At 60.8% G+C, this 14,872-nt stretch carries 8 protein-coding genes; 3 read left to right on the top strand and 5 right to left on the bottom strand.

Annotated features, from left to right (window positions below):
- Positions 1-63 precede the first annotated feature (63 nt).
- Both H0Z09_RS25725 and H0Z09_RS25720 read left to right on the top strand, forming a co-directional pair.
- Positions 64-5,781 (top strand): membrane-targeted effector domain-containing toxin, encoded by a 5,718-nt coding sequence (locus tag H0Z09_RS25725; RefSeq protein ID WP_186694491.1) that lies wholly within the window; start codon positions 64-66, stop codon positions 5,779-5,781.
- Between the two features lie 186 nt (positions 5,782-5,967).
- Positions 5,968-7,887, top strand: coding sequence for a methyl-accepting chemotaxis protein (locus H0Z09_RS25720; RefSeq protein WP_186694488.1), 1,920 nt, complete (start codon positions 5,968-5,970; stop codon positions 7,885-7,887).
- Positions 7,888-8,507: 620 nt separating this feature from the next.
- On the opposite strand, the gene H0Z09_RS25715 is transcribed toward H0Z09_RS25720, so the two are convergent.
- Genes H0Z09_RS25715 through H0Z09_RS25700 form a run of 4 tightly spaced genes read right to left on the bottom strand, consistent with a single transcriptional unit; the run spans position 8,508 to position 12,607 of the window.
- Positions 8,508-8,876, bottom strand: coding sequence for a glyoxalase superfamily protein (locus H0Z09_RS25715; protein ID WP_186694486.1), 369 nt, complete (start codon positions 8,874-8,876; stop codon positions 8,508-8,510).
- 29 nt (positions 8,877-8,905) lie between these two features.
- Positions 8,906-10,369 (bottom strand): D-aminoacylase, encoded by a 1,464-nt coding sequence (locus H0Z09_RS25710; protein WP_186694484.1) that lies wholly within the window; start codon positions 10,367-10,369, stop codon positions 8,906-8,908.
- Position 10,370: 1 nt separating this feature from the next.
- Positions 10,371-11,231: a MurR/RpiR family transcriptional regulator gene (locus H0Z09_RS25705; RefSeq protein ID WP_186694482.1), complete on the bottom strand. Its 861-nt coding sequence runs from the start codon at positions 11,229-11,231 to the stop codon at positions 10,371-10,373.
- A 26-nt stretch (positions 11,232-11,257) separates the two neighbouring features.
- Positions 11,258-12,607 carry a gluconate:H+ symporter gene (locus H0Z09_RS25700; protein WP_238340305.1) on the bottom strand — a complete coding sequence of 450 codons (1,350 nt, stop codon included), beginning with the start codon at positions 12,605-12,607 and terminating at the stop codon, positions 11,258-11,260.
- A gap of 247 nt (positions 12,608-12,854) precedes the next feature.
- Between H0Z09_RS25700 and H0Z09_RS25695 the strand changes: the two genes are divergently transcribed.
- A complete protein-coding gene (locus tag H0Z09_RS25695; RefSeq protein ID WP_186694478.1) occupies positions 12,855-13,235 on the top strand; it encodes a lysozyme inhibitor LprI family protein in 381 nt (126 codons plus the stop codon).
- On the opposite strand, the gene H0Z09_RS25690 is transcribed toward H0Z09_RS25695, so the two are convergent.
- On the bottom strand, positions 13,236-14,681 hold the full coding sequence (locus tag H0Z09_RS25690; RefSeq protein ID WP_186694475.1) for a SulP family inorganic anion transporter: 1,446 nt from the start codon (positions 14,679-14,681) through the stop codon (positions 13,236-13,238). It abuts the gene before it with no gap.
- Between the last annotated feature and the right edge of the window lie 191 nt (positions 14,682-14,872).

Below are 14,872 nucleotides of genomic sequence, written 5' to 3'. Positions count from 1 at the left end.
CTACTACCGAGCCCCAGGTGCCGGGCGACAAGCTGAAGCCCCCAAACATCACGGAGCTTCAGAATGATCCCAACCCCACTTGATCGCCCCCCGACGTTCGAAGAAATACGCAACGACCTGGGGCAGATCAGCGATTACCTGTTGCAGGGCGACCCAATCAGGGCCCAGGCCAAACCTGATGAACTCATTGAGTTGGAACGTCTGAACCAGGTCCTCAAGACGAGCAACCAGGCACTGCTGCACAGTGCTCGCGCCTTGTACCAATCCGTTGAAGACAGCAGCCTGGATACCGAGGTGGGAAAGGCACTGCTCATCCAGCTCAAGACGGACCTGAACACGAAGCTCATCGCGCTGGATGAACGTACGCGAATCGAGAACAAAAGCCGCAAGACCTACCTCGCATTCGATGCCGGCATCGCTGCCCTGGAACAGGAGGCCAGGCTGCGCATCAAGGACCGTTTGCTTCATCCGGACTGGAGTAAAAAGATTGAACATATATCCCTGGGTCCTCACTTGCGCCCAGGTCTCTACGCACTGACCTTTACCTACCAGGGCACACGTGTCGAAGTCGCCGGCGCCTTTGTGCTGACTGAACAGGCGATGCCAGCGGTCGCAGACCTGAGCGACGACGCCAATGTCGGCCCCGTATTGTTATTTTTGCCCTCGCGCGGCCTGGAGGCTTTCGATTCGTTGGCGCAGCTTGATACCTGGCTACAGCACACCCTGCACATCGCCACCCCACGACAAGCATTCATCGATTGTCTGCCACGGCAATACCATGAACTCAGTACGGCGGGAATCTGGCCCCTGGCCCTTGAAAAAATCGACAGCTCCCCCCTTTTTGAACACCTCTACAACGCTCGTATCGACAAACGCACCCTGGACATTGAGCGGGCGCTAAGCCTGATCGACAACCCCGAGCGCAGTGCAACGCAGCTCTATCAACAACTGGATCAGGCCACTCGCGCCGCCCTCATCACCTACGACCAGCGCCTTGAACTGCGCGCCCAAGCCTTGCTGGAACGCAGCCTGCGCTACAGCGCACCGCATTGGTACCGCAGCGCCGATACCGCCAAACGCACGTTGTTGGCCGAGCATATTCAGCAGTACAACCAAGCCCGTCAGGCGCTGATCGGCTTTATGGGCCCCGCCGCTTCACCGCAGGCGCTGGCACGTTATCAACTGCTCGAGCAGCTGGAGGTCGAACTCGACATTCAGGACCTGGACCCCGATCAACTGACGGTCACCACGCAACGTCATGTACCGGGTGTCGGCGACTACGCACATAAAAACACCCTGACTGACCTGGCCCTTCGCGGCCTGCATGGCACCGACGAAAATCCGCAGTCGGATTTCCTGAAAAAAACCACGCTCAGCTACGCTGGCAAGCCATTGCCTGAACGTTACCAAGACCTGACGCCCACCTATCTGGCGCAACTGTTGAAAACCTTGCAGCCACGCTTGGCGTTCAGCCAAGCCCAGCACGATCTCCACAGCAAGCCGGAACTCAAGAACCTCATCCAGCACATGCTGGATCAGCGCATCAATTGCCTGGCCTACGCCGCAGTGCTGCAACATCACATCACCGAGCGGGACTACCAACTGATCCAGGACCTGCGTCTGGGCAACGATCCGCACTTGAGTGCATCAACCCTGTCCGTGCATAACGCCCAACTCCAGGACCTTTGGGTGCTGCGCCAGGTCGACGACGGCGGCAAGCCCGTTCGCGTGCTGCTGTGTACGCCGTTCGCGCCCAGGCCGCAGCACTTCGTGGCATTCGACAGTGAGATCGCCTGCCAGACCCACGTGCTGGGCTGGAGCCGCGACAACGGCTCCGCTGCGGGCAAGCAAACCATGACCGATTACCTGCTGGACCGCGTTGCCCTACGGTTTCGCGAGGCCATGGCAAAAACCCTGATGGGCCTCGGCTTCAAGCCCCACGAACAGGAATACAAGGAGGTCAAATTCGACGCCCCCTGCAGCCACGCCGATTGTCTCATGAGCATGGCGGGCCACTTCCTCGCCACCCAGTTGGACGACCACGAATCCAGCACCCCGCTGTGGTACAGATCGACCGCCGCGACCAACCGCAGCACGTTGCTGGCCTTGGCCGATGACGCCGAGGGCGCGCTGCGTCTCTATAACGCCGACCCGCAATCGGATTATGCCTTTGCAGGCTTCGAGACTTATGTGCATCAACAGGCGAAAATCGCCCTGAATCGCCTGCTTGGGCGTCGGCAACACGATGTCGACCCAAACGAAATCTGGACGTATTACCCCAAGCGCCTTGTGACGTCTACGCCGGCGCCTGTCACCTACACCACCCTTTACCGCGATGGTTATGACGACAGCATCGGTTTTTTAAACGAGTCGTTCGCTGCATCTGCAACCTTCAAAGGCCCGGACGGCATCGACCTGAGCCCGCTGACCGCGCAGAAGGTCGCGGCCTCGGTTCGCGGCGCCTGGATCGGCCAACGCTATATCGACGAAGTGCGCGCCAAGCTGCAAAACGCCAACAGCCCCGGCTACGAAAAACGCCGCGACGCGACCCTGGCGATCACGCAGTTGCAGATGCGCAATGCCGCCCTGGAATGTCAGCTCAAGGGCCACATCAGCAGCGTTGACCTGGCTTGGCTTGACGCCAGTATTCAAAGCATGGGGGACACCTCGGTTGCCGTTCGCGGGCAGTACGGCATTCATCGCCTGGTGATAGACGGTCACTGGATCATCGACACCTTCCTGTTCAGCCACGCTGATAATCCGGTGCTGCTCTACACCCCAAACGCCCCCGATCACATCACGTTTCGCGAAGCACGGCTGTTCAACTACACCCTGAAAAAAATCAGTGCCATGGTGGGTTACTTGAGCACGCGCGCGCCCATCCAGTCCCAGGCGCGCGTCGCGCAATGGCTGACCACCGCACGCCAGCAATTGCCCGAGCACATCGATAGAACCACACCCAGCACTCCGCGCTACGACAGCCTCGCACGCGCCAAGCCACTCACGGACCTGCGCCACGAGCTGTACAACATGAAGCTGCAACGCCGGATTGATAACGTCTTTGCCACCACCCGCAACCGCACGCAGATGATCATGGGCATTGCCTGGGCCTGCGTTGAATGGGTGGCGGCGATTGCTACCGCGCCGTTCCCGGTGCTGAGCCTGGGCACCGGCATGCTATTGGCCTTCAAGGACGCGATGTTGGCGCTGGACGCTTACCATCAGGGCGACAACGACGCCGCCATGCAGCATTTGATCGGTTATTTACTCAACACGGCCGGCGCGGTATTTACCGACCTGCGGCCCGCCCTGGGCTCGATCAAGGCCTTGGGCAGGCAAAGGCGCCCAAGTCTTCATGGCACGCCAGACACCCAGGCCATCGCACTGAGCCGCAAACTGCACACAGCGCTACCGTCTCCCGAAGGCATGCGCCCCCTATTGTTCAACGGCCAAGCGTATTGGGCGCCGACAATCCCGGATCGGCTGGGGCGCTATCTGCTGTTTATCCCTGACGCCTCGAGCGGGCAATTGAGATCGACAGGACGTCTGGTCCAGCCCGCCGCTGATGGCACCTGGAAACGCTCGGGTGTAGCGGGTGGCGCGCCGAAGTACCAAAAGGTGCCAGAGACGGATAACCCGCTTAAGGCCTACGACCTCGACGAGAGCGACTGGCGCAATGTCGAGCCGCTTCTCACCCCCGCCTTCAAGCGCAACCTGTTAAAGCAATACGAATGGCTGGATCTGGATGCATCCGAGGGGGTGATACTGGCCCGTGAACAGCTGCAACCCTTGCACGAGCGTTACCTTCAACACGTCGAGAAACTGAGCCAGGACGCCGAGACGTTTTTCAGCACACCGCCCGTCGTACCGCGCCCGTCATTGCCACCGCTGGTACCTGGCGCTTCCACGGAGCACTTCATTGAAAGTCTTTTTAAAAAAGCCAAGGGCCTGGTCATTGGCGAAGCGCCAGAGTCGCTTGCCAGCAAACAATTCCTGATCGATCACATGGGCGTCCTGGCTCGACAAGGCATCAAGCGCCTGTACATCGAACACCTGCCCCGTGATGTGTTCCGGTACAAGCTGCAAAAACTCCAGACCAAGGGTGCATCCCGACATATCGAACAGCATTTAAGCGCCGTGGACAGCGCCTTCAACCTGCCCGGCGCAAGCGGCCCCTCCTATCTGCACCTGATGAAAGAAGCCCGCAAACATGGGATCGAACTCAAGGCTATCGACGGCTGTGCTTCCTATGACCTGAATGGGGCATTCGATATCAGTGCCGAGGCGCCTGCCCCGCCTCGGTCCAATACCCTGCGCAACTTTTATTCGCACAAAGTGATTGCCGCCGATCTGGTCGATCAGGCAGACACGCCCTGGGTCGCACTGGTCGAGCACAGTCGCGTACGGGCTAGCGGGCAAGTCCCCGGGCTGGCTGATTTGCAAGGTGCTATCGGGCTGCGGATCGATGACGTTGCCACCGATGCGCAAGCGGGCATCTGGGCGGATCCGACGGATTTCAAACTGACACTCAGAACCGCCAACACGCCGAAAACGCCGACACCTCCTTCCGCACCGGCCACATCCTCTTCCCCGCCGACAGCCTCGCACTACAACAACTACGATATTGCACCCTCGCTCAGGGAAAGCCTGCGCAAGCTGGAACGCATCCCCAAAGGCCTGGACACCAGTTATGGTTCCTTAGACAACCCATTCCAGGATGCCAAGCTGGCATTTAAAGCCACACGCAAACGCCTCCATGCCGACGCAGAGCGCTTTTTTAAAAGTTATACGCCGCCTGTTCACCCCTCCCTGCCTGATGCAGCGTTGTTCAAGACGCCACAGGATTTCATCGACCATGCGTATCGCTATTCGTCCGGCCTGGTAATCGGTGAGGCGCACACCAGCGAGGCCGCCAAGGGTTTTCTTATCGAGCATATGGGCGACCTGAAAAAACAGGGTGTGCAGACACTGTATATCGAACACCTGCAAACCGACCTGCACCAACTTGAGCTCGACACCTTCAAGCAGCGCTCAAAAATGCCCGCCACCCTGAAGTCGTTCGTAACGGAACAAGACCTGAACCAAATGCGTTTGTATGATGGCAAGACGCACATCTACACGGGGCCTAATACCTATACCAATATTCTGCAGGCCGCCAATAAACAGGGCATTCGGGTGCAGGCCATCGATTGCAGTGCCAGCTATTACCTCAGAGGACTAGGGGAGCGCGAAAAAGCACGCATCATGATGTTCAGTTACTTCGCCAAACACGTCATCGAGCACGACCAGGCTATACAGGGGGCGCATAATTGGGTGGCGTTCGTGGGCAGCGCGCATACGGATACTTACCTCGGCGTTCCGGGCCTGACATCGGTGCTCGGGACGCTCAGCCTGCACATACGCGACACCGCAACCAGCCTGGCAAAAGGGTTTGAAGCGGGTGCCTGGGAGGTGGCCAGCGAAACCAAATGGCATGCCTTGCGCAGTGACTTTGTGCTGAATATAGGGTTCAGTCGCATAAAAGCCCCGGCGCCGTTCGTGCCCGCGGACCGTTCACGCTTGAAGAACATCGGCGATTTTCTGATCGAGCGGCCCAGCTCCAAACAGACGATTCTTCTGCATAAATCCAATAGCGGTCAGATTGTCTCCACGCCCATTCAGATAGATGACACCGGACACTTTTTCATCGACCGCTGGGATGCACTCAAGGGTAAGCGATTTTTGTCGCAGGACACGCTGATCCAGGCACTCAGGTATGAGATACACCTGATCCCCGTGTAACGACAACCTCGACGATTGCCTCCACCAAGAGGCAATTTCCCCCATCCGTCGGGACGCGCCTGCGCAAGTAAAAAAAACTACAGCTCAAGGGTTTGCGGCCGATACGGACGTACACCTTTGCTGGCATCAAAAACAAAAACTTCCAGCTCCAGAAAACAAATCGACTGCGTGCCTGGAGGCATAGTAATGAACAGCTGGTTCGGCAACATCAGCGTCAACCTCAAACTCGGCCTGGGCTTTGGCTTGGTGCTGGTTCTCACCTCGATCCTGGCTTTCACCGGCTGGACCAGCCTGGGGGGCCTGATCGACCGCAGCAATTGGATGAGCGACATTACCCAGCTCAATGCCTCGCTGACCAAACTGCGCGTCGTGCGCCTGCAGTACATGCTGGCCAATGGCGACGAAACCGTGGCACAGAACGTACAGGCCAATCTGGACGTCTTCGCCGCCCAGCAACAGAAGCTGCTCAACAGCTTCAAGAGCCCGGAAAACCTCAAGCTGCTCAACCAGCAAAAGGCCCTCATCACCGCCTATCAACAGTCGCTGAACAAAATGCGTGAGGCCTACCGTAATAGCAACGCCGCGCGCCAGGTGATGAGCGACAAGGCCGAGATCGCCAATAACCAGATCAATGCCCTGGACGCCAGCGTGCAGCAGATGGCCGACAGCCCGGAGCGCTTCGCGCAGTTCCAGGCGGTAACCCGTGCCAAAGAAGAATTCCTGATGGCCCGCTATGAAGTGCGCGGCTACATCGCCAATGTCAACGCCGACACCGAAGCCCAGGCCGCCGCACAGATTGAAAAAGCCATTGGCGGCTTGAAAGGCCTTGGCGCCGTGTTTGGCGCCAGCCAGCAAAACGCGCTGGCCTCCCTGGAAACAGCCCTTGGCGCCTATCGCACTGCGGTGCAGAACTACAAGGCCGCCAATGCCAATATCGTCAGCGCCCGCGCCGAAATGACCACCCAGGGCACCGACATCGTGTCCCTCAGCGACAAGCTCTACGACATCCAGCTGGAACGCCGTGATATCGAAAGCGCCCAGGCCCGTAGCCTGCAATTGATCAGCACCCTGCTGGCCCTATTGGTCGGTGTCATCGCCGCATGGGTCATCACCCGCCAGATCACCCGCCCGCTGCAGGAAACCCTGGCCGTGGTCGATCGCATTGCCTCGGGCGATCTGAGCCATACCATCCAGGTTACCCGCCGCGACGAACTGGGCGTGCTGCAACAAGGCATCCAGCGCATGGGCACCACCTTGCGTGAATTGATCAGCGGTATCCGTGACGGCGTGACCCAGATCGCCAGCGCCGCCGAAGAGCTGTCGGCCGTGACCGAGCAGACCAGCGCAGGCGTCAACAGCCAGAAGATCGAGACCGATCAGGTCGCCACGGCCATGCACGAAATGACCGCCACCGTGCAGGAAGTTGCGCGCAACGCCGAACAGGCTTCGCTGGCCGCCGCCGATGCCGATGGCCAAGCCCGCGCAGGCGACAAAGTGGTGGCTGAGGCCATCGCCCAGATCGAACGTCTGGCCGCTGAAGTGGCACGCTCCACCGATGCCATGGCGCACCTGCAACAAGAGAGCAACAAGATCGGCAGCGTGATGGACGTGATCAAGGCCGTGGCCGAACAAACCAACCTGCTGGCACTCAACGCGGCGATTGAAGCGGCGCGAGCCGGCGAAGCCGGCCGTGGGTTTGCCGTCGTGGCCGACGAAGTGCGGGGCCTGGCCCAGCGCACGCAGAAATCCACCGAAGAAATCGAAGGCCTGGTAGCCGGTTTGCAGAACGGCACCCAGCAAGTGGCCAACGTGATGAACAACAGCCGCAGCCTCACCGACAGCAGCGTCGAGCTGACGCGCAAGGCCGGTGTGTCGCTGGAAAACATCACGCGTACCGTGTCCAATATCCAATCGATGAACCAGCAGATCGCTGCCGCCGCCGAGCAACAAAGCGCCGTGGCCGAAGAGATCAGCCGCAGCATTGTGAATGTGCGTGACGTGTCCGAGCAGACCGCCACGGCCAGTGACGAGACGGCCAAGTCGAGTGTGGAACTGGCGCGCCTGGGCAGCCAGTTGCAGCAGATGGTCAGTCATTTCCGGGTGTAACGACCGGCGCATTCAATGTGGCGAAGGAGATTCATTGTGGCGAGGGAGCTTGCTCCCGTTGGGCTGCGTAGCGGCCCCAAAATCTGGGGAGCGCTGCGCACTCCAACGGGAGCAAGCTCCCTCGCCACAGGCAAACTTAGACATACTCGGCCCTCCGTGAGTTGGGCCTTACCTCCAGCGCACTTACCGGAACACGTGAGCCTTCGGATGCACGTCAGTGCTCCTGTGAGGCGCTGGGTTTATGGTCCTCCCGCATGGATCCGGCACGGGTTGCAAGCCCGTGGCGGTCGGTCCAAAAATGTGCGCGCGAACCCAACCAACCTGCATCACGACGAACGCAGAACGAGGGCGATATTAGCTCACCCCCGACTCCAATGTGTGACAGACAAAGGCCGATTACTCCTTGAGTTGTTGCCATATTTTGCAGTCGTTACCAACAAGCTTCCGACGCTTTAACATGTACAACTCAATCATTTTCAGGTCTTGCATGAGCCCCTGAAGCAGCAGTAGTATTGCACTCACGTCAGTGCTCCTGTGAGAGCGCAAACCCAGCCGCAAACTGGGATTGCAATAAAAAACCGCCTTATTCGGGCGGTTTTTTATTGCCCGCAAATCACCCCTCAGTCCTCACCTTCCTCGACAAACACCACCCGATTCCCAAACGGATCCTTGATGCTCATCTCACGCGAGCCCCACGGCGTTGCTTCAACCTCAGGCTTGGCATAACGGTAATCCTTGCCCAGCAATTGCTGCTGATACGCGTCCACGCCTGGCGCCTGGATCCGCACCGCCGCGCCCGGTGACGCATCGCCATGGTGCTCGGACAAATGCAGCACGCACTCACCCAACGACACCTGCAAGTACAGCGGAAAATTGGCCTCGAACCGATGCTGCCAATCGACCTTGAACCCGAGAAAGTCGACGTAGAATTCCAACGCCTTGGCCTCGTCGAAAATCCGCAGGATGGGGGTGACTTTTCCTAAGTGCATGGCGACCGCTCCGTGTATGAGATCGCCCACTATAAAGCTGAAAACCCGCCACGCAAATCCCCGCTGCGTGCCAGGAAGCGGCCCGGCCGCTGGCCGTTGGCCTGCCCATCGCGGTAGCTCAGCACGCCATTGACCCACACCCCGTCAATGCCCTCTGCCGCACGCTGCGGCGCCTTGAAATCCGCCACATCGCGTATACGCAAAGGGTCGAACAACACCAGGTCGGCCCAGTGCCCTTCACGGATTTCTCCTCGCTGCGCCAGGCCAAAACGCGCCGCCGACAGGCCGGTCATCTTGTGCACGGCGGTATGCAGCGGGAACAACCCGACGTCGCGACTGAAGTGCCCCAGCACCCGTGGAAATGCACCCCACAAACGCGGATGCGGGAACGGGTCTTCAGGCAGCCCATCGGAACCCACCATCGACAAGGGATGCGCCAGGATGCGCCGTACATCCGCTTCGTCCATCCCGTAATACACCGCCCCCGCCGGTTGTAGCCGACGCGCTGCCTCCATCAGCGAAACGTTCCAGTCGCCGGCGATAGCCTGCAGGTCACGCCCGCCCATGTCCGGGTGCGGCGTCGACCAGGTGATGGTGATACGGAACGCATCGGTGACTTGCTTGAGGTCCAGGGTCGAGGAACTGGCGGCATAGGGATAACAGTCGCAGCCCACCGGGTGGGTTTTCGCCGCCCGTTCCAGGGATGCCAGCAGTTGCGGACTGCGCCCCCAGTTTCCCGCGCCCGCGCACTTGAGGTGGGAAATGATCACCGGCGCCTGGGCATGCCGGCCGATCTGGAAGGCTTCGTCCATCGCTTCCAGCACCGGCTCGAATTCGCTGCGCAAATGGGTGGTGTACACCGCGCCGAAGGCCGTCAGCTCTTCGCTCAGTTGCAGCACCTCGTCGGTCTCGGCGTTGAACGCACTGGCGTACGCCAGGCCTGTGGATAAACCCAGGGCGCCGGCGGCGAGGCTTTCCTGTAACTGCACGCGCATGCCTGCGATTTCAGCCGGCGTGGCGGTGCGGTGCAAATCGTCCATATGGTTGCTGCGCAATGCCGTGTGGCCGATCAAGGCCGCAACGTTCACCGCAGGGTGGGCGCTTTGCACCGCGGCGCGGTAGTCGGCAAAACGTGGATACACGAACGCTTCACGCTGGCCCAGCAGGTTCATCGGGTCTGGCGGATCACCCTGCAAACTCACCGGCGAGGCGCTGATGCCGCAGTTGCCGACGATCACCGTGGTGATGCCCTGGCTGAGTTTGGGCAGCATCTGCGGGTAACGGATCACCACGGTGTCATCGTGGGTGTGCACATCGATGAACCCCGGCGCCAATACGCGGCCGGCGGCATCGATCTCTTGCTCGGCAGCGGCCGTGGACAAATCGCCGATCGTTGCGATGCGCCCGTCGCGCAACCCCACATCGGCCGGGTAGCCGGGGGTGTTGCTGCCATCGATGACCAGCGCCTGGCGAATCAGCGTGTCGTACTTCATATCAGTCTCCGAGCGGCAGGCTGTCGGGGCCGCCGCGATAATCGTCGAGGGCCAGCTTGATCCGGCGCAGGCGTTCCTGGTTGGCGTCCGGCAGGGCCAGCGCCAGTTCGGTGGCGAGCAGATCAATGGCCAGCAACATGCCGTAGCGCGCCGCCGTGGGTTTGTAGATAAAACTGGTTTCGGCCGGTTGCAATGGCAGCACGACATCCGCCAACAGGGCCAGGGGCGAATCGGCCAGGGTGATGGCGAGAATGCGCGCGTCGTAGTTGCGCGCCAGCTCCACCACGTCCAGCAATTCGGGGGTAAGGCCACTCAAGGAACACACGATCAGCGCCTGTTCGGGGCCCAGGGTCGCCGCCGTGATACGCATCATCACCGGGTCGTGGCAGGCGGCAATTGGATAACCCAGGCGCACCAGGCGCACTTGCAACTCATCGCTGCACAGGCTCGACGGGCCGCCCATGCCGAACGCATGAATCATCCGCGCCTTGCCCAACAGGCTCACTGCATCCACAAAACTCGTCTGGTTGAAGCCCGACAAGTGCTGACGCAATGTGGACTCGATGTCACCCAGGATCTGCCGATGAAACGCCGATTGTTCCGGCAACCCAGCCGGGTCGAGGAAGCGACTGCCCACGCCACTGGCCTGGGCCAGTTGCAGGCGCAAGTCGCGCAAATCCCGGCACCCGACACTGCGCGCAAAGCGCGACAAGGTCGCGGTGCTGACCTCGGCCCGTTGGGACAAGGCCTCCAGGCTGGCCGACGCGGCAAAGCCCACGTCATCGAGCATCAGCCTGGCGATACGCCCCTCCCCTGCGCTGAAGGAAGCCTGGCGGGCGCGGATCTGGTAGAGGATGTCCATGGGGTCTCCGGGTTACCGAACAGGGCTCATAACAACAGTGAAAGGCCGTACGTCAGGCCGAAGGCGACCAGCGAAATCAGGGTTTCCAACACGGTCCAGGTCTTGAAGGTCTGGATCACCGTCATATTGAAGTATTCCTTGATCAGCCAGAAGCCGCCGTCGTTGACGTGGGAAAAGATCACCGAGCCCGCGCCAGTGGCCAGCACCAGCAATTCCGGGTGTGGATAACCCAGGCCCATGGCAACCGGCGCCACCACGCCGGACGCGGTGGTCATGGCGACGGTGGCCGAGCCTGTGGCAATACGCATCAGCGCGGCGAACAGCCACCCCATCACCAGCGGCGACAAATGAAACGCATGGGCCAGGCCGAGGATTTCGTTGGTCACGCCCGCGTCTACCAGGATGCGATTCAACCCACCGCCCGCGCCCACCAGCAAGGTAATGCTGGCCGTCGGCGCCAGGCATTCATTGGTGAACTTGAGGATCGACTCGCGGTTGAAACCCTGGGCGATACCCAAGGTCCAGAAGCTGACCAATGTCGCCACCAGCAACGCAATCACCGAGTTGCCGATGAACAACAGGAACTGGTTGAACGCCGTGCCCGGCGTGGCGATCACGTTGGCCCAACCGCCGATCATCATCAACACCACCGGCAGCAGGATGGTGCCCATGGTCAGGGCGAAACTGGGCAGACGGGTGCGCGGCTCGCGCTCGATGAACTGGCGTTCCAGCGGGTTTTGCGCCGGCAACTCGATACGCGGCACGATGAACCTGGCATACACGGGGCCGGCGATGATGGCCGTGGGGATGCCGATCAGGATCGCATACAGCACCGTCTGCCCCACCGACGCGTTATAGGCCAGCACCGCCATCATCGCCGCCGGGTGCGGCGGCACCAGCGCATGCACCACCGACAAACCGGCGACCATCGGCAAGCCGACCATCAAGATTGAAACGCCCACGCGCCGCGCCACGGTAAAGGCGATCGGCACCAGCAACACAAAACCGACTTCAAAAAACAGCGGCAGCCCCACCAGGAACGCGATGCACACCATCGCCCAATGGGCATTGCGCTCGCCGAACCGGTTGATCAACGTACGCGCCACCTGCTCGGCACCGCCGGATTCGGCCATCATCTTGCCGAGCATGGTGCCCAGCGCGACGACCAGGGCGATGTGCCCCAGGGTCTTGCCGACGCCCGCCTCGTAGGAGCCCATGATGGTATCCGCCGGCATCCCAGCCGTCAGCGCCAGGCCGATGGACACCAGGGTGATGACGATAAACGGGTTGAGCCGGTAACGTGCAATCAGCACGATCAAAGCAATGATGGCGATGGCAGCGTATGCCAATAGCCCGAAGCCCAGTGATGCGGCCATGCGGTACTCCTCGGAAAGGGTCACGTCAGATCTGTTGTGAAACTCATAAATCATTACCGAGGCGTACTTTCAATTTTAATGAAACTAAATTTCGCCCACAGATAAGCCCTGTCGCGTTGGGATACGCCCAAGGCTCGTCGATGAAAATTCAGGGAGCGTTCTTACACGAAGATCAGACAAGGCTGGAAACTCACCGCGCGCGGTTGAGTCTTAGCCTGCACATTCACTGACGCCAGGAAAATCGACCATGAACCACACGACACTCGCCGCCGGCGCCCTGCTGCTGGCCCTGTGCGGCACAGCCGCCGCAGCCGACAACCCGGCGCTGAAAAAATGCATGGACGGCGCCAGCACGACCGCAGACATGGTCGGTTGCAACGTCAAGGAGACCAAGGTGCAAGACGCACGCCTGAATACCGCCTACAAGGCCGCCCTCGCCGCCCTGGAAGGCAACCGCAGGCAGCAACTGCAAGACGTGCAGCGCCTGTGGATAAAGTACCGCGATGCCAATTGCGGCTTCATCGGTTCGGCCACTGGCGGCACCATCGATCAGGTCAACGGCTCCGGTTGCGTGCTGGACATGACCCAGGCACGCGCCCAGGAGTTGGAAAACCTCGTCGGGCCTTGATCAGTCGTGATGCACCCGCGCACGCTTGAGCAACTTCTTGCAGCGCTCCGACAGATGCAACACCCGCAGGTGCTTGCCGGCCTTGCTGTAGCGCTCGCGCAGGGTCATCAGCGCGGCAATCGCCGAGTAGTCGACAAAGCTCAGGTGACGGCAATCGAGCGTCACCTGGGCCGGGTCGTTGGCCGGGTCGAATTGGTTCAGGAACGGCGTGGTCGAGGCAAAGAACAAGGTGCCATGCAGACGATAGAGCTTGCTGCCATCGGCTTCCAGATGCTCATCGGCATACAGTTCGCGCGCTTGCTGCCAGGCAAAGTTCAGCGCCGCAATCACAATCCCGCACAGCACGGCGGTGGCCAGGTCGGTGAACACGGTGATCACCGTCACCGCAATGATCACCAGCACATCATTGAGCGGCACCTTGTTGATCACCCGCAACGACGCCCAGGCGAAGGTCTGCTGCGACACCACGAACATCACCCCGACCAGCGCCGCCAATGGAATGCGCTCGATCAGCGGTGACAGAAACAGGATGAACAACAGAATCATCACCCCGGCAAACACCCCGGAGAATCGCCCGCGCCCGCCGGAGCTGAGGTTGATCACGGTTTGCCCGATCATCGCGCAACCGCCCATGCCGCCGAACAGCCCCGACAGCATGTTCGCCGCGCCCAGGGCCACGCTTTCGCGGTCGGGGTAGCCACGGGTCTCGGTGATTTCGTCGGTGAGGTTCAGGGTGAGCAGGGTTTCCAGCAGCCCGACCATGGCCATCAGGAAAGCGTAGGGCGCGATGATGCCGAGGGTTTCCAGGGTCCAGGGGATCTGCGGCCACGCAAAGGTCGGCAGACCGCCGGCAATGTGGGCCATGTCGCCGAGGGTGCGGGTCGGCAAACCGAGCAGATAGACCGCCAGGCCCACGCCAAGGATCGCCACCAGCGCGGGCGGCACGGCGCGGGTGATGCGCGGCAAGAGGTAGACAATGGCCATGGTCACCAGCACCAGGCCGGTCATCACGTACAGCGGCGTGCCGCTGAGCCAGCGTTCACCGCTCTTGAAATGCTCAAGCTGCGCCAGCGCAATGATGATAGCCAGGCCGTTGACGAACCCCAGCATCACCGGATGCGGCACCATGCGCACCAGTTTGCCCAGGCGCAGCAGGCCGAAGGCGACCATGATCAGCCCGCCCAGCAGCACCGTGGCCAGCAGATATTCCACGCCGTGTTGCACCACCAACGCCACGATCACCACCGCCATCGAGCCTGCCGCGCCGGAGACCATACCGGGGCGACCGCCGAATAAGGCGGTCAGGGTGCAGATGATAAAGGCGCCATAGAGCCCCATCAGCGGGTTGAGGTGAGCCACCAGGGCAAAGGCGATGCACTCGGGCAGCAAGGCAAAGGACGTGGTGAGGCCGGCCAGGGCATCGGCGCGCAGACGGGTGAGGTTCATGAGGTACCAGGGTCATGCGGGGGATAAGGCGGGGAATGGTACGGAATTGAAGGGGCTGGGGCTAGTCTGGGGGACCGGGGTGCCTGCGATGGCCATAGGCATCTAAGGTTGAAAATCTCTCTGTAGTGAGCGGGCTTGCCCCGCGCTGGGCTGCGAAGCGGCCCCAATAAAGACACCGCCGAGTTCCAGAT

The organism is Pseudomonas sp. SWRI18 (genome assembly GCF_014268345.1).
GTDB lineage: Bacteria > Pseudomonadota > Gammaproteobacteria > Pseudomonadales > Pseudomonadaceae > Aquipseudomonas > Aquipseudomonas cedrina.
This window is presented reverse-complemented; position numbering and strand designations above follow the sequence as displayed.